This window comes from Labrenzia sp. THAF191a (genome assembly GCF_009363335.1).
GTDB classification, from domain to species: Bacteria; Pseudomonadota; Alphaproteobacteria; order Rhizobiales; family Stappiaceae; genus Roseibium; species Roseibium algicola.
This window is the reverse complement of sequence record NZ_CP045333.1, coordinates 1,151,663-1,176,952: the sequence shown is the minus strand read 5'-3', so window position 1 is coordinate 1,176,952 and position 25,290 is coordinate 1,151,663. Positions and strand designations below refer to the sequence as shown.

At 60.3% G+C, this 25,290-nt stretch carries 23 protein-coding genes; 11 read left to right on the top strand and 12 right to left on the bottom strand.

The window, feature by feature from the left end; all coding sequences use genetic code 11:
* Positions 1-186 precede the first annotated feature (186 nt).
* Positions 187-1,281 carry a ribosome small subunit-dependent GTPase A gene (rsgA, locus tag FIV05_RS05405; protein WP_152508921.1) on the top strand — a complete coding sequence of 365 codons (1,095 nt, stop codon included), beginning with the start codon at positions 187-189 and terminating at the stop codon, positions 1,279-1,281.
* Between the two features lie 107 nt (positions 1,282-1,388).
* Here the strand turns inward: rsgA and FIV05_RS05400 are convergent, their stop codons facing one another.
* Genes FIV05_RS05400 through FIV05_RS31515 form a run of 3 tightly spaced genes read right to left on the bottom strand, consistent with a single transcriptional unit; the run spans position 1,389 to position 2,932 of the window.
* Positions 1,389-1,853 carry a GNAT family N-acetyltransferase gene (locus FIV05_RS05400; protein WP_152508920.1) on the bottom strand — a complete coding sequence of 155 codons (465 nt, stop codon included), beginning with the start codon at positions 1,851-1,853 and terminating at the stop codon, positions 1,389-1,391.
* Positions 1,854-1,859: 6 nt separating this feature from the next.
* A complete protein-coding gene (locus FIV05_RS05395; RefSeq protein WP_075284142.1) occupies positions 1,860-2,705 on the bottom strand; it encodes an isocitrate lyase/phosphoenolpyruvate mutase family protein in 846 nt (281 codons plus the stop codon).
* Positions 2,706-2,752: 47 nt separating this feature from the next.
* Positions 2,753-2,932: a hypothetical protein gene (locus FIV05_RS31515; protein WP_162493103.1), complete on the bottom strand. Its 180-nt coding sequence runs from the start codon at positions 2,930-2,932 to the stop codon at positions 2,753-2,755.
* Between FIV05_RS31515 and FIV05_RS05390 the strand changes: the two genes are divergently transcribed.
* Positions 2,931-3,578, top strand: a complete 648-nt coding sequence (locus FIV05_RS05390; protein ID WP_209009861.1) for an MSMEG_1061 family FMN-dependent PPOX-type flavoprotein — start codon at positions 2,931-2,933, stop codon at positions 3,576-3,578. The genes FIV05_RS31515 and FIV05_RS05390 overlap by 2 nt on opposite strands.
* Here FIV05_RS05390 and FIV05_RS05385 read toward each other — a convergent pair whose 3' ends face one another.
* Together FIV05_RS05385 and FIV05_RS05380 are read right to left on the bottom strand one after the other, a co-directional pair.
* Positions 3,579-4,046, bottom strand: a complete 468-nt coding sequence (locus FIV05_RS05385; RefSeq protein ID WP_152508918.1) for a DUF1203 domain-containing protein — start codon at positions 4,044-4,046, stop codon at positions 3,579-3,581.
* A gap of 100 nt (positions 4,047-4,146) precedes the next feature.
* Entirely contained in the window at positions 4,147-4,569 is a 423-nt protein-coding gene (locus tag FIV05_RS05380; RefSeq protein ID WP_075284141.1) for a GNAT family N-acetyltransferase, read from the bottom strand.
* 236 nt (positions 4,570-4,805) lie between these two features.
* Between FIV05_RS05380 and modB the strand changes: the two genes are divergently transcribed.
* From modB to FIV05_RS05335, 9 genes are all read left to right on the top strand, one after another.
* Positions 4,806-5,513, top strand: a complete 708-nt coding sequence (gene modB / locus FIV05_RS05375; protein WP_152508917.1) for a molybdate ABC transporter permease subunit — start codon at positions 4,806-4,808, stop codon at positions 5,511-5,513.
* Entirely contained in the window at positions 5,506-6,627 is a 1,122-nt protein-coding gene (gene modC / locus FIV05_RS05370; protein WP_152508916.1) for a molybdenum ABC transporter ATP-binding protein, read from the top strand. The genes modB and modC overlap by 8 nt, the downstream gene beginning before the upstream one ends.
* Before the next feature lie 43 nt (positions 6,628-6,670).
* Positions 6,671-8,467 (top strand): ATP-binding protein, encoded by a 1,797-nt coding sequence (locus FIV05_RS05365; protein ID WP_152508915.1) that lies wholly within the window; start codon positions 6,671-6,673, stop codon positions 8,465-8,467.
* A gap of 16 nt (positions 8,468-8,483) precedes the next feature.
* Positions 8,484-9,818: a sigma-54 dependent transcriptional regulator gene (locus tag FIV05_RS05360; RefSeq protein WP_023002313.1), complete on the top strand. Its 1,335-nt coding sequence runs from the start codon at positions 8,484-8,486 to the stop codon at positions 9,816-9,818.
* Positions 9,819-9,964: 146 nt separating this feature from the next.
* A complete protein-coding gene (locus tag FIV05_RS05355; protein ID WP_152508914.1) occupies positions 9,965-10,396 on the top strand; it encodes a carboxymuconolactone decarboxylase family protein in 432 nt (143 codons plus the stop codon).
* A 1-nt stretch (position 10,397) separates the two neighbouring features.
* Positions 10,398-11,312 (top strand): RNA polymerase sigma factor SigJ, encoded by a 915-nt coding sequence (sigJ, locus tag FIV05_RS05350; protein ID WP_152508913.1) that lies wholly within the window; start codon positions 10,398-10,400, stop codon positions 11,310-11,312.
* A gap of 273 nt (positions 11,313-11,585) precedes the next feature.
* Positions 11,586-12,593: a DctP family TRAP transporter solute-binding subunit gene (locus tag FIV05_RS05345; protein ID WP_152508912.1), complete on the top strand. Its 1,008-nt coding sequence runs from the start codon at positions 11,586-11,588 to the stop codon at positions 12,591-12,593.
* A gap of 125 nt (positions 12,594-12,718) precedes the next feature.
* On the top strand, positions 12,719-13,339 hold the full coding sequence (locus FIV05_RS05340) for a TRAP transporter small permease (protein WP_023002309.1): 621 nt from the start codon (positions 12,719-12,721) through the stop codon (positions 13,337-13,339).
* Between the two features lie 10 nt (positions 13,340-13,349).
* The gene (locus tag FIV05_RS05335) at positions 13,350-14,954 is read left to right on the top strand and encodes a TRAP transporter large permease (protein ID WP_152508911.1); all 1,605 of its coding nucleotides are present in this window, start codon (positions 13,350-13,352) and stop codon (positions 14,952-14,954) included.
* Between the two features lie 316 nt (positions 14,955-15,270).
* Here the strand turns inward: FIV05_RS05335 and FIV05_RS05330 are convergent, their stop codons facing one another.
* The 7 genes from FIV05_RS05330 to FIV05_RS05300 all read right to left on the bottom strand — a co-directional run bounded on the left by FIV05_RS05330 (position 15,271) and on the right by FIV05_RS05300 (position 25,287).
* Entirely contained in the window at positions 15,271-15,552 is a 282-nt protein-coding gene (locus FIV05_RS05330) for an SCP2 sterol-binding domain-containing protein (protein ID WP_023002307.1), read from the bottom strand.
* A gap of 283 nt (positions 15,553-15,835) precedes the next feature.
* On the bottom strand, positions 15,836-17,635 hold the full coding sequence (locus FIV05_RS05325; RefSeq protein ID WP_152508910.1) for an IlvD/Edd family dehydratase: 1,800 nt from the start codon (positions 17,633-17,635) through the stop codon (positions 15,836-15,838).
* 115 nt (positions 17,636-17,750) lie between these two features.
* Positions 17,751-19,154 carry an HAD family hydrolase gene (locus FIV05_RS05320; protein WP_152508909.1) on the bottom strand — a complete coding sequence of 468 codons (1,404 nt, stop codon included), beginning with the start codon at positions 19,152-19,154 and terminating at the stop codon, positions 17,751-17,753.
* A 774-nt stretch (positions 19,155-19,928) separates the two neighbouring features.
* Entirely contained in the window at positions 19,929-21,650 is a 1,722-nt protein-coding gene (locus FIV05_RS05315) for an ABC transporter ATP-binding protein (protein WP_152508908.1), read from the bottom strand.
* A gap of 7 nt (positions 21,651-21,657) precedes the next feature.
* Positions 21,658-22,635: an ABC transporter permease gene (locus FIV05_RS05310; protein WP_173013778.1), complete on the bottom strand. Its 978-nt coding sequence runs from the start codon at positions 22,633-22,635 to the stop codon at positions 21,658-21,660.
* Positions 22,636-22,649: 14 nt separating this feature from the next.
* Positions 22,650-23,624: an ABC transporter permease gene (locus tag FIV05_RS05305; protein WP_152508907.1), complete on the bottom strand. Its 975-nt coding sequence runs from the start codon at positions 23,622-23,624 to the stop codon at positions 22,650-22,652.
* Between the two features lie 79 nt (positions 23,625-23,703).
* On the bottom strand, positions 23,704-25,287 hold the full coding sequence (locus FIV05_RS05300) for an ABC transporter substrate-binding protein (protein ID WP_152508906.1): 1,584 nt from the start codon (positions 25,285-25,287) through the stop codon (positions 23,704-23,706).
* Between the last annotated feature and the right edge of the window lie 3 nt (positions 25,288-25,290).

The window sequence follows — 25,290 nt, the reverse complement described above, 5'->3', positions numbered from 1 at the left end:
TGCCGGATGCTTGTATCGGGGCGTCTTTGCGACTACTTGTAACGGGCACCTTCGAGGTGCGTCCCATGGAGATTGGATGTCAGAGATTGCGTGAGCAGGCTCTCTGAAGATCAGAGAGCCTTGAATACATGAACCGGTGCCTTGGCGGGCGCCCGATGACGTGTGTTTAATTCACGAGACAATCCAATGGTACGGAACTATTCCGACTTCTTTCCCGCACGCCCCAAAAACGATGGGCCGGACAAAAACACTTCACGGCTTCTTTCACTTGGCTGGCGGCCCTATTTTGCACAACAGATCAGCTCTGACGAGCTGACGGCAACACCGCCCGTCCGTGTTGTCGAGGTCCATCGAAACGCGCTTCACGTGGTCGGCGAAGGGCTTGACGAAGCGATCCTGCCTGTCAGGAACGCCACGGTAGGCGACTGGTTGCTGCTGGACCGCGCTCATCCGCCATCAAGCCGGGTGCTGGAGCGGCAGAGCCTGCTCAAGCGTCGTGCACCCGGAACCGATCGACAGATCCAGCTGATCGCAGCCAACATCGACACGGTGTTCGTGGTGTCTTCCTGCAATCAGGACTTCAATATCGCCCGGCTGGAGCGGTACATCGCGCTTGCGTTCGAGGCCGATATCGATCCGGTGATCGTCCTGACCAAGTCGGATCTGGCGAGCGATCCGGAAAACTATGTCGATCAGGCTCGGACGATTTCGAATTCGGTTCCGGTCGTGACGCTGGACGCGCGCGGCGATGAGCCGGGCCTGAAACTCGCGGCCTGGTGCAAGCCGGGCAAAACAGTTGCCTTCCTTGGCTCTTCGGGCGTTGGCAAGTCGACGCTTACCAACGCGCTTTCCGGCACCGGGGACATAGCCACGCAGGCTATTCGCGAAGACGACGCCAAGGGCCGTCACACGACGACCCACCGGCAACTTCACGTGGTTCCAGGCGGCTGTCTGGTGCTGGATACACCGGGCATGCGGGAACTGCAGCTGACGGATGTGGCAGCCGGGATCGATGATCTGTTCTCGGATCTGAACGAACTGGCATCCTGTTGCCGCTTCACTGACTGCCGGCACGAGACGGAGCCCGGTTGCGCCGTTCAGGCCGCGCTGGAGGAGGGCACCCTGGATCCTGGCCGGCTGAACAGGTGGCGAAAGCTGAAGGCGGAAGAAGCCTTCAACTCTGCAAGTCTGGCGGAGCGCAGGTCCAAGGACCGGGCATTCGGCAAGATGGTCCGAAGCGTCATGAAGCAGAAGAAGCAGAAAACCTGGGGTCCGGAGTAGCGGGCCTGGAAGGCCAAGGCTTACGTAGCTGCTGACATCCGGGGCTGGGCTCTGCCCGGCCCCGGATCAATGCTTTCCAGCGCACCCGGAGTTGGCAAGCGACTTGGTCACAGTATCAGCCGCATGTGGACGATCCGCTTGTCGCCGCGCTGTTCCTCATGGGTTTCCGCGAAACCCGCACGCTGGTACCAGGCCCGGTTTTCGGTCATGAGCACGTTGGTATAGAGCCGGATTTCGCTCAGCCCGAAGTCCGTTGCCCGCCGCCGCGCCCAGTCGAGCAGCTGCCTGCCACGGCCCTTGCCCTGCTCTTCCGGATCAACGGCAATGCTTTCGATCAGGAGATGGTCCGGATGCCGGATCAGAACGAGGCTGGCGGCAAGAGAGGTGCCGGAGCGGAGTACCCAGACGTCGTCCCGCCGGATATGCGCTGCATAATCGGCGGTCATTGGCACGGGAACGGCGTTGATGACCGGGATATAATGCGCATAGGCCCGCCGGGCGAGTTCGGTCATTGCGACTGCATCACCCGGGTTCGCCTGGTCAAGGCCTTCGGAAACCTGTGAGGCGTCCATTACGGATCAGGGCCTTGTTTTCATGAAGGATTCGAAATCGGGAATTCCTTCCGGCATGGTTTCGGTCCTGTCGAAACAGCCGAACGTGCCACCGTCTTTCATGTCTTCGGCAGCGGCAATGAAGGCGCGGTAGGCAAGCCGTGCCAGACCTGCCCCGATGGAGACACGCGTAACGCCCATGTCGCCAAGTTCCTTGCGGGTCAGGTGGAAGTTCTTGCGCCCGGCCAGGACGTTCATCGGCGCTTTCACGGCGGCCAGAACGGCGGCAATCTGTTCCTTGTCCTTCAGCTCAGGTGCATAGACGCAATCGGCACCTGCCTCTGCAAAAGCGTTCAGCCGCTTGATGGTCTCGTCAAGTTCATGCTGCGTCTGGACGGGTCCTTCACTGCGGGCGGTCAGAACGAAATCCGGCGCCAGCCGGTTCTTGGCATCCACCGCCGCCTTGATCCGCTCCACAGCCAGCTCCAGATCGTAGTAGGGATGTTTCGGATCGGTCGTGTAATCCTCGATGGAGCAACCGGCGAGGCCGACCTCTATCGCCCCCTTGACCGTTGCCACCACATCGTCCGGGCTGTCGCCGAACCCGTTCTCCAGGTCACCGTTCACCGGCACGCTGGTCGCGGCAATGATGTCGGCGGCATGTCCGAGCGCATCGTCGCGCGTGATCAGCCCTTCGGCATCCTTCACGCCTTGCGTCCAGGCATATCCGGCGCTGGATGTGGCCATCGCGTCAAACCGCAACCCGTCCAGAATGCGGGCTGTGCCGATATCGAAGGGGTTCGGCATCAGGAAAGCACGCCCTTTTTCGTGAAGAGCTTTGAAGGCGGCACGGCGTTTGGCTGCGGTCGGCATGGCCGGATCTCCCTTGAGGTGTATTTCGCAAAGATTACCGTTAAAGTTTAAATCGGCAATGCGATCCCTTTATGATGGGTGCGATGTTGCTCAGGTAAGATCCAGTTTAGCCAGAATCGGGGCGCCAGTTTGGAAAAACCGTGATTCCAGCGAAACGCCTTGTCTTTGCGTTCGCAGCGCCGTTTGATGGTGAAAGCGCCAGCAGGCAGATCCAGGGAGGTTGCCATGCCGGAAGGTCCCACGACACTTGCAGATTTCAACGACCCGATAACAACAGTTGACCAGCTCGAAGCCCATGCCGGAACCGCGCCCGAAAAGGTAAGGGTAAAGGAGATTAAGGCACTGGATAGCCTGTGCAGGCAGTTCATTGCACGAACCCCCTTCTGCCTGATCGCGACGGTTGATCCGGAAGGCGTGATCGATGTGAGCCCCAAGGGTGACCCGGCCGGCTTTGTCACCGTCTTGAGCGACACATTGCTGGCGATCCCCGACCGCCCCGGAAACCGCCGCCTCGACAGCTTCCACAACCTGCTGAAGGACCCGCGCGTCGGACTTATTTTCCTGATCCCGGGCAAGGGCGAGACTTTGAGGGTATCGGGCAGAGCCCGCATCGTCCGGGATGCCTGGCTTCTGGAGCGGATGCAGGTGGAGGGAAAACAGCCGGCGATGGCGCTGGCAGTGGAAATCACCCGGGCATTCATGCATTGCCCGAAGGCCATGGTCCGCTCGAAGATCTGGCAACCGGAAAGCTGGCGCAATGCTGATGACCTGGGCGACATCGGCGATGCGATGATCCGGCACGGCAAGCTGAAACAGACCCCGGAGGCGCTTCTGGAAGAAGCCACCTCCGAAGGCTTGCTCAGGCTTTATTGATCAGGTCCATGCGGTGCGTGAAACCCTTGCCGCGTAGCAGCCGCGGCGAGCAAAATGCAGGTGAATGTAATCAACTTGCGGATTGTCGAAGAACGTCCGGATGACACCTTCCAGCTCGCGGCCTTCAACGACTTCCGCATCGATCATCTCGTGGGCCCGGTTGAAGGCGCGGGCCGACAGCAGCCGTTTCGCCACGACTTCTGGGATGGTGTCCGGTTCCGGATGGCTTTCCTCCGCACCGTCGGCGACAAAGATCGCATGCCGGGAGCGGTAGGGCGTTTCGCCTGGTTGATGCTCGAAATTGAGCAGGTAAACCCGGGTTCCCGGGGCTGCATCGGCAAGTGACACACGGCAGGGAAGCGCGCCGTCCGAAATGTGCACCTGAATGCCCTTCTGCTCGAGTTCCGTGTCACTCAGGTTGCTCAAATGCGCAAACTCGGTGGCGGGAAGAGGCTCGATCTGAAACATGGTGTTGTCTCCTCAATGGTTGTGAGAAGACCCTAGGCGGCTCAAAACGCCCAAACGACCCGATTTGCGAGCGGGAATATATTTTCCCGCTGCAGGTCTTTCAGGCCGGGTTTTTGACACCCGCCCGGCGTGCCATACCCAGTGAAACCGGCGCGGTTTCTTCAAAGCCGAACTGGGCATAAAGCGCATTGGCCGGAACATCGGCAATCAGGCTGACATAGGTAGAGGGCGGAAACGCGCTTTCGATATGGGCGGTCAGGGCTGCCATGATGCGCTTGCCAAGGCCCTGCCCCTGGTAGGCGGGCAAAACCGCGATATCCGTCACCTGGACAAAACAGCCGCCGTCACCGATGAGACGCCCCATGCCGATCGCTTCATCACCGTCATAAAGCATCACGCAAAACAGGCTGTTCTTCAGCCCGATTTCCGCCGCGTCCCTGCCGTAGCCGCTCAGCCCGGAATCGACCCGCAGGCGCAAATAGGTATCGACGTCGGGGACCTGGGTCTTCAGCGAGATTGTCATGCAGTGTCCTGGAATAGGCCGCAACAAGGAGGGAGCGCGACCCTAGCCGATCGCACCGGCGCTGGCCATCGGAATAGACATGCTCAAGCCGGACAGGGGCTGTTGATCCCAGGCACGCTGCTTTGCATTGAAGGCTCAAGACAAAGGATTTCTTGCGTTCCTGCGGTGTTCTAACCGATAACGGCAGAAGGCTGAGGACATTCGGCCGCGTACCGGAACGAACAGACTGAGCAGCCGTGGATTTTTTCAATCTTCAGCCAGCAGAATGGCAGGCCCTTCTCTTGACCCTCAAGGTCGCTTCTGCCGCCCTCGCTGTCGCGCTGCCGCTTGCCGTTCTGATGGCCTTCGTACTTGCCCGCTACCGGTTCACCGGCCACGGCGCCGTCAACGCTCTTGTGCATCTGCCGCTCGTCTTGCCACCGGTGGTCACGGGCTACGTGCTGCTGCTGACCTTTGGCCGCAAGGGTCCGGTCGGATCGTTTCTGGACAGTGTCTTCGGTGTCACCTTCGCCTTCAATTGGACCGGTGCCGCGCTCGCTGCCGGTGTGATGGCTTTTCCGTTGATGGTCAGGCCGATCCGTATTTCCTTCGAAGCCGTGGACCCGAAACTGGAAGAAGCGGCCAAGTCTCTCGGTGCCCATCGCCTGACCGCCTTTCTGACGGTCACCCTGCCACTTGCCCTGCCGGGAATTCTCGGTGGCGCGATCCTGGGCTTTGCAAAGGCCATGGGCGAATTCGGTGCGACCATAACCTTCGTCTCCAACATTCCGGGGGAGACAAGAACCCTGTCTCTGGCGCTCTATACCGCGACCCAGACCCCGGGTGGAGAACTGGCTGCCTTCCGCTTGACGCTGATTGCGGCCTTTGTCGCCTTCGCGGCGCTGATCGCCTCGGAAGCACTGGCGCGCCGATTGCGCGCGCGCATGGGGGGCGGTCATGCTTGATGTCGACATCACCGGCCGTGTCGGAAAGCTCGATCTTGAAGCCCGGTTCAACAGCCGTGGCGGGGTGACATCGCTTTTCGGCCAGTCGGGCGCCGGCAAGACAACGCTGACCAACATGATCGCCGGGCTGATCAAGCCGCTCAGCGGACATATCACCGTCAACGGCACGACCCTTTTCGACGCGAACAAGAACATCAACCTCTCGGTCCAGGCACGCAGGATCGGTCACGTCTTTCAGGATGCCCGGCTGTTTCCGCATCTCAGCGTTGCATCGAACCTCACCTATGCGCGCTGGGCAGGCCGCAGGCCTGGAACCCGGGACATGGCCGAAGTGGTCGATCTGTTGGGGTTGGGCGGGCTCCTGGAGCGAAAGCCCGGAACTCTTTCTGGCGGCGAGAGGCAACGGGTGGCCATCGGACGGGCGCTACTGTCGGACCCGCGGCTCCTGATCATGGACGAGCCGCTGGCCAATCTCGATCAGGCGCGGCGAAACGACATTCTTCCCTATCTGGACCGTCTGTGCGTGGAGGCGGGTATCCCGATCCTCTACGTCAGCCATTCCATCGAGGAAGTGGCGCGCCTGTCCAACACGCTCGTGATCCTGTCGGATGGACGCACGCCCGCCTTCGGACCGGTGGCCGACATGCTCGCCCGGACCGATCTGGGCCGGGCAACCGGCCGTCACGAGGCCAGCGCGCTGTTGGAAGGTACCGTCACCAGATGTGACCCGGACTGGGGCCTGACCGATGTCGATATCGGCGGAGCCACACTGCAGATACCGGATATGGCCGCCGTGCCGGGCGATGCGGTGCGGCTGCGCATCCGGGCCAGGGACGTTGCCTTGGCGGTCAAGCCGCCGGAGGGGCTGTCCATCCGTAATGCCTTCGCGGCGACAATCCGCAGTATTTCGAGTGAAAGCGGCCCCTATGCGGAAATCCTGTGCTCCGTCAGCGGTCAGGTGCTGCGTGCCCGCATCACCCGCGCGTCCGTTGCCGACCTCGATCTCCATACAGGCAAGGATGTTACGGTCCTGATCAAGAGCGTTGCCATTGACCGGCGCCAGCGTGCACCGGCCCTGTCGGACACGGCGACCGGGGAGGATTTCGCTGGATAAGGCTCCCGCTTCACGCGGCGCGCGGCTTGTTTATACTGACGCGATGTTGCGCAAGACCAAGCGCCGGACCTGGCGCAGGCTGAAGATCGGTATCGGAGCGGCGGCGATCCTGTCGACGGTCGCACTGATGTGGCTGACCGGGCTTGCCAGCTTGCGGATCACGCTTGCGGAGGTGGAAACCGGTGCGCGGGCCAATCTTGCGGTTCAGACAGCCGTTCTCGAAAGACTTCTCGACAAGTTCCGCCTGCTGTCGCCGCTGTTGGCACGCGGTCCGGATATCGGTGAGTTGCTGATGAGCACGGGCAGGTCTGGAGACCCCGGCATCGCCGCGATCGCTGCCGGCATGTCGGGCGCGGAAGAGATCTGGCTGATGGACAGGCAAGGCAATGTCGTGGTCTCCAGCCAGGATGGTGTGCCGACAGGCTCCTTCGGCGGGGCGGAACGCATCGGACATGCCTTCGAACAGGCCCTTCAGGGCCAGCTCGGCCGGCAGCTCATCCCCGGTACGCCAGAGGCCGCATCGAATTATGTCTTCGCCTCGCCGTTGCGCCGGGGCAGCTCCATCGTCGGCGTGATTGCCGTCCGGGTCAGTCTGGAAGACGTCGAGCAAGCCTGGGCACTCAGCAAGGAACCGCTGGTCGCGCTGGATGGCAGTGGCCGGATTGTGGTCACCAACGTTCCCGCATGGCGCGGCAAACGGATGGACGAGCTTTCTGTCGGCCGGGATATCGCCGACATGTCGGTGGCGGAGCGCATCGAGGTCCTGCTGCCGGCAACGCCGTCTCCCTATTATTACCTGCAATTGACCGAGAACTTGGCCGTTCTCGGCTGGCAGGTCAGAACGCTTGTGACGATCGAGGATGCCCGCCAGCGATCCGGCTGGGCCATGCTGGTCGCGCTTCTGGTTTGTGTGATCGCCGCCGGAGGTATCGCCATCTTGATCGTCAGGCGGGAAGAATTCGTGCGTCAGGAACGGCGCAACCGGGCGAGCGCGCTGCGCCTGGAGCGCCGTGTGCAATCACGGACTGCGGATCTTCGCCGCACCAACGTCCTTCTGGAACAGGAAGTGCGCGAGCGCGAACAGGCTGAAGCCGATTTGCGTCTGGCCCAGGCCGAACTCGTGCAGGCAGCCAAGCTGGCAACGCTCGGCCGGATGTCTGCGGCTCTCAGTCACGAGTACAACCAGCCACTGGCAGCTATCCGTTCCGATGCGGAAGTGGCAGGCATGCTGATCGAGCGGGGGCGTGCGGACGAGGCCCTCGGCAATCTTTCGCGGATCGAAGGCATGGTCAGCCGCATGGCCGAAATCGCCAAGACGCTGAAAGGCTTCACGCGCAAGTCGGGCACCGACATCAAGCCGGTGTCCCTGCGCCAGGTGATCGACGAGGCAACGCTGCTGCTGCAGCCACACATCAAGCAGAGCAAGGTGCGCCTCGATCTGGCACTACCGACAGAGGATATCATCGTCAAGGGCGGGCGCATCCGACTGGAGCAGGTGGTCATCAATCTCCTGTCCAACGCACTGGATGCAGTCAGCAGCAACGCCGCATCGCTTGCCATGCCTGAAGTGCGGCTGGAACTGAGGCAGGAAGACAGCGAAGCGGTGCTGACTGTCAGTGACAATGGCACAGGCATCGATGCCGATGTGCTGCCACAGATCTTCGACCCGTTTTTCACCACCAAGGATGTCGGCGCCGGGCTCGGGCTGGGCTTGTCGATTGCCTACAAGATCGTTCATGACTTTTCCGGATCGCTGAAGGCGGCGAATCGCGACGGTGGCGGTGCGGTGTTCACCATGCGCCTGCCGGTGGCCGATGAGCATGTCCTTGCAGCGGAATGAAATGAGATAGGCGTTAATGGATCAGGCGACCGTCCTACTGATTGACGATGAAGCGGACCTGCGCGGCTCCTTGAGCCAGGGGCTGGAGTTGTCCGGCCAGGCGGTGTTTGCAACCGGTGAACCGGAAGAAGCCCTGGAGCGGGTCAACCGCGGGTTCTACGGCGTGCTTGTTACAGATATTCGCATGCCCGGGACGGACGGGTTCCAGGTCATGAAGCGGGCCTTCGAGATCGATCCCGCCCTGCCCGTGGTGCTGATCACCGGCCATGGCGATGTGCCACTGGCGGTCGAGGCCATGCGCGCCGGTGCCTATGATTTCATGGAAAAGCCCTTTTCCGTTTCGCGCCTTGCCTCCGTGGTGGAACGCGCGCTCGACAAGCGCCGGCTGGTGCTGGAAAACCGAAAGTTGCGCGAGGAGCTGGCAGACCGAACGGGCCTGGAAAGCCGTCTCGTGGGGCGCACCGCCGCCATGGAACTGCTTCGCCGCAATGTCACGGCCCTGGCGGCAACCGATGCCGATGTGCTGATCCTGGGCGAGACCGGCTCCGGCAAGGAGGTGGTCGCCCGGGCACTGCATGACGAAGGACCCCGCAAGGAAAAGCCTTTCGTCGCCCTCAATTGCGGGGCGCTTCCTGCGGAAATCATCGAATCTGAACTCTTCGGTCACGAGAAGGGCGCCTTTACTGGTGCCAGCGGACAGCGCATCGGCAAGCTGGAACACGCCCATGGGGGCACCGTGTTTCTGGACGAAATCGAATCCATGCCGCTGGAACTGCAGGTCAAGCTGCTGCGCGTGATCGAGACCCGGACAATCGAACGGCTCGGCTCCAACAAGGCGATCGAACTGGATGTGCGCTTCATTGCGGCCACCAAGGAAGACCTTGAGGCCGCCGGCAAGGAAGGCCGGTTCCGGCTGGACCTGTTCTACCGGCTCAATGTCGTCAACGTTGCCATTCCACCGTTGCGCGACCGGCTGGAGGATATCCCCCTCCTGTTCCGGCATCTGGCGGTGGAAGCCCGGGCACGCTACCGGCGCGAGATCCCGGACATCAACGAGGAGTACCTCGCCGAGCTGATGGCGCGGGACTGGCCGGGCAACGTCCGCGAGTTGCGCAACGTCGCCGACCGTTTCGTGCTCGGTGTCGAGCTGGTCAACGCGCCCAGCAGCGGGGCCGGATCCACCTTGTTCGAACAGGTTGCGACATATGAACGGGCGTTGATCGTCGCCGAACTCAAGCGCAACGACGGTGCCATCAAGCCCACTTACGAAAACCTTGGGCTCTCGCGAAAGGCGCTCTACGAGAAGATGCGCAAATACGGTCTCGGCAAGGACGAAGCGCTTTCCGTCTGACAATGACCTGACTTCCTTGCCAACCCGGCTCGCTGGGCGGGTTGGCAAAACGAATGACCGAAAAAAGTTCGGGCCGGTGTCACAAATCGCTGCACCCGGTCGTCAACCCTGTGTCACACCCTGAAACCTGAATGGAAGACACGCCAATGACGACCTCTAATGCCATCAATCACTACGAAAATGTCCCCGATATCGTGAAGTGTTTCGTCGCTGCCAGCGGCGAGATCGGCAAGGCAGGGCTGGAGCCGAAACTGCGGCACCTGATCGATCTGCGTGCTTCGCAGATCAACCAGTGTGCCTATTGCGTGAAGATGCACACACAGGAAGCGCTCGACGCGGGCGAGACCCAGGAGCGTTTGCAGCGTCTGACGGTCTGGCGGCACGTTGATGACTACACGCCGGCGGAGAAGGCGGCCTTTGCCTGGACGGAAGCCTTGACCAGTCTTCAGGTCGATACGAACTATGAGGCATTGCGCGGTGAATTGCGCCGCCACTTCGATGACGCCGAGATCAGTGCGATCACCGCCGCGGTCGCAATGATCAATCTGTGGAACCGGGTACAGGTATCGAACCACTGACATGAGTGACGCTCCAGGCATCGATGTTTTCGAGACGGTACGCCCTAAGCTGATGGGGCTGGCCTATCGCATGCTCAGCTCCATGGCGGATGCCGAGGATGCGGTGCAGGACACATACCTGAAGTGGCAATCCACGGACCGTGCCGGCATCCTGAATCCGGAAGCATTCCTCACCACGGTCTGCACCAATTGCTGCCTGGACACTCTCAAGGCCGCTCACAGGAAACGGGTCGACTATGTCGGCCCGTGGATCCCCGAACCGCTTCAGTTCGAAAGTGGCTCGGACCCGGAGACAGACCTGGACAGGGCACAATCCCTGACGACAGCATTCCTCCTGCTGCTGGAGCGCCTCAGCCCGAAGGAGCGCGCCGCCTACCTGCTGCGTGAGATCTTCGCAAAGCCCTATGACGAAGTTGCCGAGACTCTGGGGGTTACCGAGCAGGCCTGCCGCCAGTTGGTGTCCCGCGCAAGCAGACATGTGCAGGGTCCAACCTCCCGTTTTGTTCCTCCGGCCGATCATCAGGACCGGATCCTGTCTGCCTTTCTCACCGCGATTGAAACAGGGTCCACGGACCACCTGACGGGGCTTCTCGCCGAAACCGTACAACTCCAGTCCGATGGTGGCGGCAAGGCAACGGCCATGAGCCGTATCCTGGAAGGCGCGGACGAGGTCGCTCGTTACGCGGTTCTTATTCTTGGCCGCCTCTGGGAGCCCTGCCGGATCAAGATACTGGATCTGAACGGCACACGCGGCCTCGTTCTGTTCTACGGTGACGAGATCGTGACAGCTGTGATGTTCGCCTATGACGCCGATGGGCGGCTGGAGCGTATCTACAACATGCGCAATCCGGACAAGCTGGCACGCCTGAAGGTAAAGCTGCGCCACGACCGGTCTTCAGGCGCTATCTGGCACTGATAATTCGGCGCTTTACGGCTTAAAATATGATGTAGCAGGCCGGAAATGTGTCGGTTTCGACACATCCGGTTTGATGTCATGTGTCTGACTCGACCCATAAACGAAAGTCTCTCCCGACCAGGTTCATCTGAAACTTTTTGTTAACCTGCAGAAATCGGCGCTTTTTGTTGCTCTTCCGGCACTTGGCACGGACTTTGCCAATAGGGTGCCGACCAGCCACTACGCTGTCCGGCCCGAATGGCCGTCATACTGAAATGTCTGGGAGGACATCCGATGAAAAAATTCGCTCTCGCCGCAGCTACCGCGGCGTCTCTGGCCCTGTCTGCAAACGCTTATGCGGCTGACGATTGCGATGACGGTGAAATCGTCATCAAGTTCAGCCACGTGGTTGCCGCAACCGGCCACCCGAAAGGCGACGCTGCCACGCTGCTGGCGGAACGCGTCAACGACGAGATGAACGGCAAGGCCTGCATGCAGGTGTTCCCGAACTCTCAGCTGTTCGACGACGACAAGGTAATGGAAGCCCTTCTGCTCGGCGATGTTCAGCTTGCTGCACCGTCGCTTTCCAAGTTCGAAGCCTACACGCTGAAGTTCCGCCTTTTCGACCTGCCGTTCCTGTTCCAGGATCTGGACGCCGTCGAGCGCTTCACCACCGGTGAAAACGGCAAGGAACTCCTGAACTCCATGACCGACTACGGTTTCCAGGGCCTCGGCTACTGGAGCTCCGGTCTGAAGCAGTTCTCTGCCAACAAGCCGCTGCTGGTTCCGGACGATGCAAAAGGCCTGAAGTTCCGCGTGCAGACCTCTGACGTGGCTGTTGCCATGATCGAAGCCATGGGCGCCAACGCTCAGAAGCTGGCCTTCAAGGAAGTCTACGGCGCACTGCAGACCGGTGTTGTGGACGGTCAGGAAAACTCCTGGTCCAACATCTACACCCAGAAGTTCTTCGAAGTGCAGGACGGCATCACCGAAACCAACCACCAGCTGCTCGCTTACCTGCTCGTCACTTCCGACGAGTGGCTGGACAGCCTGGACCCGGAAGTTCGTGACCAGTTCATGACCATCGTGGAAGAAGTCACTGCAACCGCAAACGGTAACGTGGCAGCTGCTGAAGCCCAGAACCGTCAGAACGTTCTGGACGCCGGTTCCACCATTCGTGAACTGACGCCGGAACAGCGCAAGGCATGGGTTGGCGCCATGAAGCCGGTTTGGGACAAGTTTGAAGGCGATATCGGTAAGGACCTGATCGACTCCGCTGTCGCTTCCAACAACGCCAGCTAAGGCTGTCCTGAAACAACTCCTGGAAGGGCCGGATCGTCCGGCCCTTCTGCCAAGGTCCTGCGGTCGCCCGCGCAACCATGCCGGCGGACACGCTGATAACCAAGAGGCCAATTCGGGGGAAACGCATGCAACGCGTCGACAATTGGGTCACGCGCTTCGAGGAAGGTGTACTCGCCTTTCTCCTGGCCGCCATGACCATCGTATCCTTCACCCAGGTGGTGGCGCGATACGGCTTTAATTCCGGCTGGACCGGTGCCCTGGAATTCACACGTATCCTGTTCGCCTGGCTGATCCTGTTCGGCATGAGCTATGGCGTCAAAATCGGCTCGCATCTGGGCGTTGATGCGGTCATCCGCCTGTTTCCCAAGCCGGTGTTCCGGGCTGTTGCCGTTTTCGGTGCGCTCTGCGGCGTTGTCTATGCGCTGACACTGCTCTGGTCGGAGTGGCTGCACATCTTCGGTCTCGATACCAGAGGCGGCGCGATCGACTATTGGTCCAAGATGTACAAGATCGGCATCGGTCTCGACGACCTGCGCTATCCCGACGCAATCATTGAAACCTTCGGCACGAAAGAGCGTGTTCAACGCTGGATCGCCTATCTGATCCTGCCCATCGGCCTGTTCCTGTTCATGTTCCGCTGCATCCAGGCGGCCTGGCAGATCATTACCGGCGAGCGCGAGATGATGATCGCCGCGCATGAGGCGGAAGACCTCGTCGCTGAAAACAAAGATGTCTTGAAGGACTGAGGCCGGGGCAATGGAAGCAGCAATTCTCTTCATTCTCGTCCTCGGCTTCTTGTTCCTGGGCGTTCCGATCTCCATTTCGCTCGGCTTGTCCAGCGTTCTGGCGATTGCCATCTTCTCCAACGATTCCATCTCGTCGGTGGCGCTGCAGCTGTTCACGGCGTCGCAGAACTACACACTCCTGGCGATTCCCTTCTTCATTCTGGCATCGGCCTTCATGTCGACGGGCGGTGTTGCCAAGCGCATCATCCGCTTCTCGATCGCGTCCGTCGGTGCGATCCGGGGCGGTCTGGCGATCGCAGGCGTCTTCGCCTGCATGCTGTTTGCAGCTCTGTCAGGCTCTTCGCCGGCAACCGTGGTCGCGATCGGTACCATCGCCATCGCCGGCATGCGGCAGGCGGGCTACACGAAGGAGTTTGCCGCGGGCGTCATCGCGAATGCCGGTACGCTCGGCATCCTGATCCCGCCTTCCATCGTCATGGTGGTCTATGCGGCTGCAACCAACGTTTCCGTTGGCCGCATGTTCCTTGCCGGTGTGGTTCCAGGGCTGATCGCCGGTCTGATGCTGATGATCGCCATCTATGTCATGGCACGCGTCAAGAACCTGCCGGCCCAGCCGTGGCCGGGCTTCAAGGAAATCTGGCATGCCATGATGGAAGCAGCCGTCGGCCTGTTCCTGATGGTCATCATCCTGGGCGGCATCTACGGCGGTATCTTCACCCCGACCGAAGCCGCGGCAGTGGCAGCCGTTTATGCCTGCCTCGTGGCACTCTTCGTCTATCGCGACATGGGCCCGCTCAGTGGCATTCGCTGGGTACAGGAACAGGACGGCCCTCTGGGGCTGGCCGGTTTCAAGACCATCACCTACGGGTTTGCCGCAATGTTCGCCTGGTCGAGCATCGCCGGCATGGTCACGGACAGACAGGGTTTCTACGGCATCGACAGTGCCATTGTCCTGTTGGCTGCGCTGATTGGCTATCCGCTTCTGCGTGGCCGTGTCAGCCCTGCTGAGCTGCCGTCCATCTATGGTATCGGCGCAAAGATCTGGGGTCGGAATATCGGACTGATCGTCTGGAAGTTTCTTCCGGCCATGTTCCACAAGGACACCAAGAAGGTGATGGTGGATGCGGCGAAGACGACCATCATGCTGATGTTCATCATCGTCAACGCCCTGCTGTTTGCCCACGTGCTGACATCGGAGCGGATTCCGCAGGCAATCACCGACTGGATGGTCGGAGCCGGTTTCAACTGGTTCACCTTCCTGATCGCGGTCAACCTGCTGCTGCTGCTTGGTGGTCAGTTCATGGAACCGTCGGGCCTGCTTCTGATCGTGGCGCCGGTGGTCTTCCCGATCGGCATGGAACTTGGCGTCGATCCGGTTCACCTCGGCATTATCATGGTCGTGAACATGGAAATCGGCATGATCACGCCACCAATCGGGCTCAATCTGTTCGTCACATCGGGGATAACAGGGATGAGTCTGGTGCAGGTGGTCAAGGCGGCAGCGCCGTTCGTGCTCATCCTGCTCATGTTCCTCATCCTGGTGACCTATGTCCCGGCGCTCTCCACCTGGCTGCCCTACAGCCTGATGGGGCCGGAAATCATCACAAACCGGTAGCGATCCGGACCATCCAGAAACTCAAACGGCGGGCCTTGCCCGCCGTTTTTTTGTTTGCCGATTAGGTGACCAGTCCACATGTCCCTGACCCGCCCTCCTCCTCACCACCTCATCCTGAGGAGCCCGGTATAACCGGGCGTCTCGAAGGATGGGTTGCACACTCCGAAACAAGCGGCCCATCCTTCGAGACAGCGCTCACGCGCTTCCTCAGGATAAGGGGGTGGTGAGGGAAGGCTGAAAGCGAGGCAGTGTCGACGGAACAAAAAAAGCCGGCCCTTATGGGGCCGGCTTGAAAAGGTCTGCTTTAAAGGCTTGCTTAGACGATGCTGCCGAGTTTCATGGCAACGCTCATGTCACCTTCCACCTGCATCTTGCCGCCCATGAAGGCAGCTGTCGGGTTCAGATCGCCCGAGAGAAGGTCACCGAGGTCTTCGGCGGACATCTTGATGGTGCAGTCTGCCTCGTCATCTTCGTTGGAAACGCTGGAGCCCTGCAGGAAGATGATACCCGTTTCCCCAAGATCGAACTTGACGGATTCTTCAATGCCGCCATCGGCAACCTTTGCGCGGACACCTTCGGTAAGCTGTTCCAAGGACATGTCGTTTTCTCCCGTTTGAATTGGGCCGGAGCCCGTCTTTGCCCTCTTGAAGCATGACGTTTACGTAATCGTCAAGTAGAAATCTGTGTCCAAAGAGGTGCGCCGACAGGTGCGTTTCGCAACTTGCTCCGTCATCCCGTGGCTTGACCATGGGATCCATGCCGTTTCGCTGGCAGCGCGGTCGCCGTGATCATCGCATGGATTGCCGGATCAAGTCCGGTAATGACGGAGAATTTCAACAATTCGCGGTATCAGGGGCAATGCACCTGACAGGAGCGTCAGATCAATGGTTGTCCCGTGGCAGCCCCTTGGTATGCGCGACGTCCTGGTATTTAACCGCCGGCTCCAGAACCATGCCCTTGTCGAACTGCCCGATCATGGCGCGCTGGATCTCCTGCCAGGGTGTCTGGCTCTCCGCAATCTTGAAGCCGCCCGCCGCCTCCAGATCCGTGCGACGTTGTGCAAGCTCCTCATCGGAAATCAGGATGTCGGCAGTGCCCTTCCTCAGATCGATGCGCACACGGTCCCCGCTTTTCAAAAGTGCGAGTCCGCCCATGGCGGCAGCTTCCGGCGATGCGTTCAGGATCGACGGCGAACCGGATGTGCCCGATTGACGGCCGTCGCCGATGCAGGGCAGTGATGTGATCCCGCGTTTGATCAGGGTTGCGGGTGGCTGCATGTTGACCACCTCGGCGCCGCCCGGATAACCGATAGGGCCGGTGCCGCGGATGAACAGCATGCAGTGCTCATCGATCTCAAGGTCCGGATTGTCGATGTTGTCATGGTAATCCTCCGGCCCTTCGAACACTACGGCACGGCCCTCGAACGCTTCCGGATCGTCCGGATTGGAGAGATAGCGGTCGCGAAACTCTTCCGAGATAACGCTGGTCTTCATGATGGCGCTGTCGAACAAGTTGCCCTTCAGGTTGATGAAGCCGGCCTTGTCTTTCATCGGGTTGTTGAAAGGCTTTATGACGTCCGGCAGGTCGGTGACGACGCCGTCGCAATTGTCTCCGATGCCCTTGCCGTTGACAGTCAGCGCGCCCGGATGCGGCAGCTTCCCGTTTCGCATCAGCTCCGCCACGACGGCAGGCACGCCGCCGGCGTGGAAGTAATCCTCGCCGAGATATTCTCCGGCCGGCTGCAGATTGACCAGCAGCGGCACGTCATGGCCGATCTCCTGCCAGTCGTCGTTGTCCAGCTCGACACCCAGATGGCGGGCAATGCCGTTCAGATGGATCGGTGCATTGGTCGAACCGCCGATGGCCGAGTTGACGACAATGGCGTTCTCAAACGCCTCGCGGGTCATGATGTCGGAGGGTTTAAGATCCTCGCGCACCATGTCGACAATGCGTTTGCCGGTCTCGTAGGAAATTGCACCGCGCTCACGGTAAGGCGCCGGAATGGCGGCTGCCCCCGGAAGCTGCATGCCCAGGGCCTCGGCCAGCGAGTTCATGGTCGTCGCCGTGCCCATGGTGTTGCAGAAGCCGACGGACGGCGCGGAGGAGGCGACGAGATCCATGAAGCCCTTGTAGTCGATCTCGCCTGCGGCAAGCATCTGGCGGGCCTTCCAGACGATGGTGCCGGAGCCCGTGCGCTCGCCCTTGTACCAGCCGTTCAGCATCGGGCCGACGGAAAGCGCGATGGCCGGAATGTTGACTGTCGCCGCGGCCATCAGGCAGGCAGGTGTGGTCTTGTCGCAGCCGATCGTCAGCACCACGCCGTCGATGGGGTAGCCATACAGCAGTTCGACGAGCCCAAGATAGGCCAGGTTCCGGTCCAGTGTCGCGGTCGGGCGCTTGCCGGTCTCCTGGATCGGGTGAACCGGAAATTCGAAGGCAATACCACCGGCGTCGCGAATACCTTCGCGCACACGCTTGGCCAGCTCCAGATGGTGGCGGTTGCAGGGCGAAAGGTCAGAGCCGGTCTGGGCGATGCCGATAATCGGTTTGCCCGACTGCAGCTCTTCACGCGTGATGCCGAAATTCAGGTAACGCTCGATATAGAGCGCGGTCATGCCCGGATTGTCGGGATTGTCGAACCAGGCGGCGGACCGCAGTTTCGGTGTTTTGGTGTCGCTCATGTCGCCTCATCCCTCAATGCACTCACAAAGTGTCAAAAGCCGATAAACACCAGCTCCATGAGGCTGTAAAGGCGCTGAAACCCGATTTCGGTTCCACAATCTGAGAATGCGCCCGTCATGTATTCCGGTGCAGCGTATCTGCAATGGAAAACCGGGCAAATGTCCAAAGGACGGCCAGACAGATAGCAAAAAGAACCGGTGCGGCCGACAGCGGAAGGAGGGTCAAGGCACCGCACAGGCCGGCGAAAAGCCAGAGACCGGACAGCAGCCGGCGGGCGTGCACGGCCAGCAGATTGCGGCGCATGGCCAGCGCCTTCAGGGCAGGGAAGGCTCCAATGTCGTCGGTGTCGCTGACAGCAAGGGGGGGATGCCTTGCATCGGTCCCGTCCTTTCCGGGCGTGACGCCTTCGCGCAATTCCAGCGCCATACGATCCTGCGACAGGGACAGGACCAGGGGGGGCATGTCCGGAAAGCAGCGCGATGCGGCCTCAGGCGCGGTTTCTCCCGGCTTCGGATCTTCAGTCAGCTCAAGGCCAAGCATGCCCGCCAGCGCGCTGCGTGTGTTGGGGCTGTCACCACTGAACAGCCACGGCACGAGGCCTTCCTTGCGCAGGGCCATCCCCGCAACGCCGGCGTCCTGACGCAATGTGCCTTCCAGACCCAAAACACCGACGACGCGTCCCCCGACCGCGACACGCAGCACCGTCTTGCCGTCTGCTTCCAGCGACCGGGCAATGGCGTCGGCGGTAAAACTGTCGATCTTGAGGCGCTTCAGAAGGTCCGTCGTGCCGATCACCACGGTCTGTCCGCCGAGCAGCGCAACAACACCCAGACCAGGTGTCGGTTCGAACCGGTCTGGCATCTTGAGGGCGACCTGCCACTGGCTGGCCAGTTCGCGCAGGGCCTGGGCAACCGGATGGGATGATCCAGCTTCAGCGGAGGCGGCAACCGCCAGGAGCGTTTTCGGCTCGTTGTTGAAAGCCATGACATTGGTGACAATCAAGTTGGGTCCTGACATCACGGCAGCCTTGTCTATCAGAATATCGCGGGCATGAGCGACCTTGGTGAAGGCACCGGGGGCAATGTCACGGGCACCTGCCGCCAGCGCTGCCTTGTGAAAGACCTTGTCCGCGAATGCGTTGATTCCGTCGATCAGTTGCGGCCAGGAAAGAAGCAGCGCGGCTGCAAGAGCTGCCGGGGCCTCTGTCCTGTCCAGGACCCACCACCAGGTGCCGGCAGCCAGGAGCGCCAACAGGACAGACCATGCTGCTTGCCTCACGCCGCTGAGGTCACCCCTTGGTGGCAGCAGAACCACACCGAACGCCCGCAGCACCATCAGGAAAGCTGCGGCAAGGGCAGGTGCATTTGTCTGGGGCGATGTCGGACCGGACAGGAGGAGGCCGGTCGATACGGCAAGCAATCCGGTGCTGACCAGCGCCGTGAAAAGCGTCAAGGGCCGGCCGACAGAGGTGTTGAGCGAAAAAGAGAGGCCGAGAAGCGAAAAAATCGCGGAAAACATGCTGAAAATTAAGGCGCTGTAGGAACCGAAAACCAAAACTGACGCTGCGGCGTCAGCGGGTTCTCCGCCTGCTGTCGCCAGAGCCAGAACAAGGCACACTACGGCAACGACAAGAAAAAATGCCCAAAGAACTGAAATCAATGATGTTTTCGGCATAGCCGGTCGGCTCTCGTATCTGGAATTCTTCTGCTGGAACCGGGTCGTGGGCCAACTGGAGATACAAACGGCACGCCCTGGGGACCGTCTGAAAATGCGGGAGCGGCCGGAGACAGGCAATGCCGCAGAGTCAGTTCGGTAAGCATGATGCCTGTCCCAGTCGCAGTGCATCGGAATGGGTGCTGACCATTTGTGCAGCGTGGAACTTGAGCGAAACTGAATTACGGGTAGTATAAAAGGGTAATTTTTTAAACGGCCTGCAAGTATTTAAGGCCTGTATTTAATAGTCCTCTGGACGAAGATTATTTCGGGGTGTGGTATATTAATGGGAGAGCCGAAAGGCTCTCCCTTTTACGTTCTGGCGCGCCGGAAAAACATGGTTAATATCTGTTAACGGTTGGGTGCGAACTGAAAATCAGAATGAATCTATTTGGACGCAGATCGGAGTAGCGCCCTGGGCGGCAAAAACTGCCCGGTTCGGACTGGATTGTGACTAACGTTTAGCGGTCACCGGAGAATCGGGGTTGGGCTTTGAGTCAAGTCAGCGACTCGGCCGAATCCGAAAAAAGACTCATCTTCAAAGACTTGGGAAGGCCGGCGGCAGCGCCGCCGGATCCTTCAGGCCGTTGCGAGATTTGCCCGCGACAGCAACTCCAGCGAAGGCATCAGGTTCAGGAGTTCGCGCGTATAGGGGTGTTGCGGCGCTTCGAAGAGCTGGTCGCAGTCTGCCACCTCGCACAACTCGCCATGGCGCATGACGCCGATGCGGTTGCACATCTGCCGGATCACGGCCAGATCGTGGCTGATGAACAGCATGGTCAGCCCAAGTTCTTCCTGAAGATCCTTCAAAAGGTTCAGGATCTGCGCCTGGATCGACACGTCGAGTGCCGAGGTAGGCTCGTCGCAGATCAGGAACCTGGGCCGCGTCGCGAGCGCCCGTGCGATGGAGATGCGCTGGCGCTGACCGCCGGAAAACTCGTGCGGAAATTTCCTGCCGGCCGCCGCGCCCAGACCGACATGATCGAGCAGGTCATCGACGATCTGGCGCACTTCCGCATTGCTTGACGCCAGTCGGTGGAACTTGATCGGTTCCGCGATGATGTCGCTGACGCGCATGCGGGCGTTCAGCGAGGAATAGGGATCCTGAAAGATCATCTGCATCTGGCGGCGCATCGCCAGGACGTCCTTGCGATTCTTGAGCGACGTCAGTTCGGTCTTGCCGAACAGGATCGACCCTCCGGTCGGCTGATAGAGGCCGGTGATCAGGCGCGCGATGGTCGATTTGCCAGACCCGCTCTCGCCGACGAGGCCGAAGGTCTCGCCTTCGTTGATGTCGAAACTGACCTTCTTGACCGCCTGGAAGTATTTGCGCTTGGACGGGAAGATCGAGCCACGGGTCTCGAACCGCATGTCGAGGTCCGTTGCCTTGACCAGCGGGCCGGACACTTTTTCATAGTTGCGTGCCTTGCCGAGCCAGTGTGTGGCGATGTCGATCTGCTTCTGTGGTGTGCCGGCCTTTTCGATGTAGTTGACCACCGGAAACCGCTCGACCTTGATGTCCGGGCGTGGCACGGCGGAAATCAGGCTCTGGGTGTAGGGGTGTTCCGGAGCGCCCAGCACCTGGGTCGTCTCGCCGTATTCCACCAGTTCACCGTGGTACATCACCGCCACATGGTCCGTGATGTCGGCAATCACGCCCATGTCATGGGTGATCACCAGCATGGCGACGTTACGCTCCCGGCACAGCTTCCTCATCAGTTCAAGGATCTGCGCCTGGATGGAAACGTCGAGCGCGGTTGTCGGCTCGTCCGCGATCACCAGCTCAGGTTCCGCACAAAGCGCAAGCGCGATGACCACCCTTTGGCGCATGCCGCCGGAAAACTGATGCGGATACTGCTTGATGCGTTCGGGCGCATCTGGAATGCCCACGGCCTCGATCAGTTCGATCGCGCGCTGGCGGGCCTGCGATCCGGAGAGCGGCAAATGGGTGCGGATCGTCTCCACAAGCTGGCTTTCCACCGTCTGCAGCGGATCGAGAGACGTCAGCGGATCCTGGAAGATCATGCCGATCTTTCGGCCGCGCAAACGACGCTTTTCCTTGTAGGGCAATTGGTCGATGCGCTTGCCGTGAAGATAGACTTCACCGCCGGCTATGTGTCCGGGTTCCTGCAGCAGTCCGATCACCGCGTTGCCGACTGTCGATTTGCCTGCACCCGATTCTCCGACGACGCCGAGAACCTTGCCGGCATCGACGCTCAAAGTAACATCATCGACAGCGACGAAGACGGATTTTCGGCCCGGAAACTCGACCCTCAGGTCCTTGATCTCGAGAACGTTCATACCGGCCTCACCTGAGTTTCGGGTTGAGGGCGTCGCGCAGCCAGTCGCCCAGAAGGTTGACGTTCAGCACCAGCAGGGCCAGTGCGAGGCCCGGGAAGATCGCGATCCACCACTCCCCCGAATAGAGGAAATCGTTGCCGATGGCGATCAACGTGCCGAGAGACGGCTGTGTGGGCGGCATGCCGACACCCAGGAACGAGAGCGTCGCTTCGGTCACGATGGCAAGAGCCAGATTGATGGTCGCGATTACCAGCACCGGTCCCGTGACGTTCGGCAGGATATGGCGCACCATGATGATGACCGAGGGAATGCCGATCACACGGGCGGCCTGAACATATTCCTTGTTCTTCTCCACCATCGTGGAACCGCGCACCGTGCGCGCATATTGTACCCAGAAGGACAGCGCCAGCGACACGATCAGAATGTAGAAGGCGAAGACCTCCCGGTCGATCGCGCCGAAAATGCCATGCGCCACACCATCGATCAGAAGGGCGATCAGAATGGCCGGAAACGTCAGCTGAACGTCGGCGATCCGCATGATGATCGCATCTACCCGCCCACCCATGTAGCCCGCGACCAGCCCCAGCGAGATGCCGATGAAGGCGGCGGCGACAACAGAGCAGAAGCCGACGATCAACGAGATCCGCATGCCGTAGAAGATGCCGGAGAGCATGTCGCGGCCCTGATCGTCCGTTCCAAGGAGGAAGCGGGGATCGGCATATTCCATCCAGACCGGAGGAACGCGGGCGTCCATGATGGAAATCGACGCCAGGTCGAACGGATCATGTGGAGCAATCCACGGCGCCAGGAACGCGAGCAGAAACAGGATTGCCGTGCCGGTGGCAGCGACGACGGTGATCTTCGATTTCAGGAACGAATGAAAGAGATCGCTGTCGAGAGCGCGGGCCATTCGCCCCGGCTCTTTGACCGGTGCCGCCCTGTCCTGAACGCTGGATTTTGCTTCTTCGTTGGTGACGAAAGGCATGGCGTCAGTCTCCCTTATGGCCGACCGACCCGCAGACGCGGATCGATGAAGAAGTAAAGGATGTCGACGATGAAGTTGATCGTCACGAACAGGAAGGCTGTCAGCAGCAGATAAGCGGACATGATCGGAATATCGACGTTCTGCACGGCCTGCAGGAACATCAGACCCATGCCTGGCCACTGGAAAACGGTCTCGGTGATGGTCGCAAAAGCGATGATCGCGCCAAGCTGCAGACCGGTGATGGTGATGACCGGAACGAGCGTGTTCTTGAGGGCATGCCGGAAGTTCACCAGCCGGTTCGGCAGACCGCGCGCCCGGGCGAACTTGATGTAATCAGTCCGGATGACTTCCAGCATCTCGGCTCTGATCAACCGCATGATCAGGGTCATCTGGTAGAGGCCGAGCGTGATGGAGGGCAGAATCAGCGCCTTCAGGCCGGAGATGGTCAGAAAGCCGGTCGTCCACCAGGATCCGATCTGCACGGTCTCGCCGCGTCCGAAGCTCGGCAGCCACTGCAGGGTGACGGAAAACAGGAAGATCAGCAGGATCCCGATGAAGAACGTCGGCAGGGAAATGCCGATCAGCGAAACTGACAGAAACAGCTTGGATACAGGCGATTCCCGATTGAGCCCGGCGTAGATGCCCATGGGAATGCCGACAACGAGCGCAAACACCGCAGACGCGAAGCTGAGTTCGAGCGTGGCCGGTATGCGCTTGGCGAAAAGCTCGGAAACCGGCTGACGGAACTGGTAGGACGTGCCGAAATCGAATTGCGAGGCCTTGGTGACGAAACGGAAGAACTGGACCGGAACCGGGTCGTTCAGCCCCAGGCGCTCGCGCAGGGCCTCCCGTTCTTCGATCGAGGTTTCGATGCCGACCATCTGGTTGATGGGATCGCCGACAAAGCGGAACATGGTGAACGCGAGAAGGGCGACCACCAGCATGACAATCATCGCCTGCACGATGCGGCGCGTTGCAAATCCAATCATTTCGGCTCTTTGAATGCTTTAGTCATGAAAATACGCCCCCGGCGGAGTTGCCGGGAGCGTCATTTGCTGTGCTTCAGGATCAGTTCTTGGTCACGAAGCGGAAATGGAACTGGTTGTCGGCACGCTGGACAAGGTCCAGCTTGTCGGAAACGCCCCATGCCAGGCTCTGCTGGTGCAGCGGGAGGTAGTAGGCGTTCTCGTGGCTGATGCGGAAAGCTTCAGCAATCATGGCGTCACGCTTTTCCGGATCGATCTCAACCAGGATTTCATCGGTCAGCTGGTCGATCTTCTCGTCGCAGAAGCCACCGTTGTTGAACGGCGAACCTTTGCCGGATTCGTCGCGGCAGTTCATCAGGTTGTCCAGAACGTTCCAGCTGTCGAAGGATCCGGGGGTCCAGCCGAGCAGGTAGAACGACGTATCGTAACCACCGGAAGCAAGGATCTTGGCGAAGTATTTCGCCTTTGGCTGGGCGTTGAGGTTCACCTTCACGCCGATACGGGCCAGCATGGCGGCAACCGCCTGGCAGATCGCCTCGTCGTTGACGTAGCGGTCATTCGGGCAGTCCATGCCGATGGAAAAGCCGTCCGCATAGCCGGCCTCGGCCAGCAGTGCCTTGGCGGCTTCCGGGTCATAGGGATAACGCTCGAAATCGGCCGACTTGGAGAACAGCAGCGGCGAAACCATCAGGGCAGACGGGTTGGACAGGTCCCGCATGACCTTCTTCTTGATCCCCTCGATGTCGATCGCCTGGTAGAAGGCCTTGCGGACCCGGGCATCCTTGAGCGGGTTCTTGCCCTTGACGTCGGAATAGAGCAGCTCGTCGCGCATCTGGTCCATGCCCAGGAAGATCGTGCGCAGTTCCGGACCGGTCAGTGCCTTGGTTCCCGCATTGTCGTTGATGCGTTTGATGTCCTGAACCGGGATCGGATAGACCATGTCCATCTCGCCGGACAGCAGCGCGGCAACGCGCGTCGCATCGGAACCGATCGGCGTGAACTCCACCGTGTCGATGTTGTGCTTGGCTTCGTCCCACCAGCCGTCGTATTTTTCATAGACGGTCTTCACGCCGGCTTCATGGCTGACGATCTTGAACGGTCCGGTGCCATTTGCATTGAGCGCGGCATGGTTCGCAGACGTGTCGGACGCCGAGGTGACTTTCACCGCGTCGTTCTCCGTCGTCCACTCCTTGTCCATGATGTAGAACGTGTCCCACTCGTAATGCAGGATCGGGTTCGGACCGGTGAGAACGAAATCGACCGTGTAGTCGTCAACGATCTCGACCTTGGCATCAGCCGGGACGCGGGTGGTCAGGTCAGACCCTTCCGAGCGCACGCGGTCGACGGAAAAGGCGACATCTTCTGCAGTGAAGTCGCTGCCGTTGTGAAACTTTACGCCCTTGCGCAGGTGGAAACGCCAGCGGTTCGGATCGACGATTTCCCAGCTCTCGGCCAGGGCCGGTTCAATGGCCAGATCGGGACCACGGCGCGTCAGGCCTTCATAGGTATTGCCGAGCGACGACAGGGTGAAGGTCTCGTTGAGACTGTAGGGATCAAGCGCGTTCAGTGCACCCTGAAAGGCAAATTTCAGCGTTTCAGCATGAACAGCAGTCCCCGTTCCCGCCGCAAACAGCGCTGCGGCGATGACAATTTTTCTTTTGTTCATAGT

What these genes read in the sequence shown, in the direction of transcription:
- rsgA (WP_152508921.1), top strand. Translation starts at nt 187, where the DNA reads ATGGTACGGAACTATTCCGACTTCTTTCCCGCACGCCCCAAAAACGAT.
- FIV05_RS05400 (WP_152508920.1), bottom strand. Translation starts at nt 1,853, where the DNA reads ATGGACGCCTCACAGGTTTCCGAAGGCCTTGACCAGGCGAACCCGGGT.
- FIV05_RS05395 (WP_075284142.1), bottom strand. Translation starts at nt 2,705, where the DNA reads ATGCCGACCGCAGCCAAACGCCGTGCCGCCTTCAAAGCTCTTCACGAA.
- FIV05_RS05390 (WP_209009861.1), top strand. Translation starts at nt 2,931, where the DNA reads ATGCCGGAAGGTCCCACGACACTTGCAGATTTCAACGACCCGATAACA.
- FIV05_RS31515 (WP_162493103.1), bottom strand. Translation starts at nt 2,932, where the DNA reads ATGGCAACCTCCCTGGATCTGCCTGCTGGCGCTTTCACCATCAAACGG.
- FIV05_RS05385 (WP_152508918.1), bottom strand. Translation starts at nt 4,046, where the DNA reads ATGTTTCAGATCGAGCCTCTTCCCGCCACCGAGTTTGCGCATTTGAGC.
- FIV05_RS05380 (WP_075284141.1), bottom strand. Translation starts at nt 4,569, where the DNA reads ATGACAATCTCGCTGAAGACCCAGGTCCCCGACGTCGATACCTATTTG.
- modC (WP_152508916.1), top strand. Translation starts at nt 5,506, where the DNA reads ATGCTTGATGTCGACATCACCGGCCGTGTCGGAAAGCTCGATCTTGAA.
- FIV05_RS05365 (WP_152508915.1), top strand. Translation starts at nt 6,671, where the DNA reads ATGTTGCGCAAGACCAAGCGCCGGACCTGGCGCAGGCTGAAGATCGGT.
- FIV05_RS05360 (WP_023002313.1), top strand. Translation starts at nt 8,484, where the DNA reads ATGGATCAGGCGACCGTCCTACTGATTGACGATGAAGCGGACCTGCGC.
- FIV05_RS05355 (WP_152508914.1), top strand. Translation starts at nt 9,965, where the DNA reads ATGACGACCTCTAATGCCATCAATCACTACGAAAATGTCCCCGATATC.
- sigJ (WP_152508913.1), top strand. Translation starts at nt 10,398, where the DNA reads ATGAGTGACGCTCCAGGCATCGATGTTTTCGAGACGGTACGCCCTAAG.
- FIV05_RS05345 (WP_152508912.1), top strand. Translation starts at nt 11,586, where the DNA reads ATGAAAAAATTCGCTCTCGCCGCAGCTACCGCGGCGTCTCTGGCCCTG.
- FIV05_RS05340 (WP_023002309.1), top strand. Translation starts at nt 12,719, where the DNA reads ATGCAACGCGTCGACAATTGGGTCACGCGCTTCGAGGAAGGTGTACTC.
- FIV05_RS05335 (WP_152508911.1), top strand. Translation starts at nt 13,350, where the DNA reads ATGGAAGCAGCAATTCTCTTCATTCTCGTCCTCGGCTTCTTGTTCCTG.
- FIV05_RS05330 (WP_023002307.1), bottom strand. Translation starts at nt 15,552, where the DNA reads ATGTCCTTGGAACAGCTTACCGAAGGTGTCCGCGCAAAGGTTGCCGAT.
- FIV05_RS05325 (WP_152508910.1), bottom strand. Translation starts at nt 17,635, where the DNA reads ATGAGCGACACCAAAACACCGAAACTGCGGTCCGCCGCCTGGTTCGAC.
- FIV05_RS05320 (WP_152508909.1), bottom strand. Translation starts at nt 19,154, where the DNA reads ATGTTTTCCGCGATTTTTTCGCTTCTCGGCCTCTCTTTTTCGCTCAAC.
- FIV05_RS05315 (WP_152508908.1), bottom strand. Translation starts at nt 21,650, where the DNA reads ATGAACGTTCTCGAGATCAAGGACCTGAGGGTCGAGTTTCCGGGCCGA.
- FIV05_RS05310 (WP_173013778.1), bottom strand. Translation starts at nt 22,635, where the DNA reads ATGCCTTTCGTCACCAACGAAGAAGCAAAATCCAGCGTTCAGGACAGG.
- FIV05_RS05305 (WP_152508907.1), bottom strand. Translation starts at nt 23,624, where the DNA reads ATGATTGGATTTGCAACGCGCCGCATCGTGCAGGCGATGATTGTCATG.
- FIV05_RS05300 (WP_152508906.1), bottom strand. Translation starts at nt 25,287, where the DNA reads ATGAACAAAAGAAAAATTGTCATCGCCGCAGCGCTGTTTGCGGCGGGA.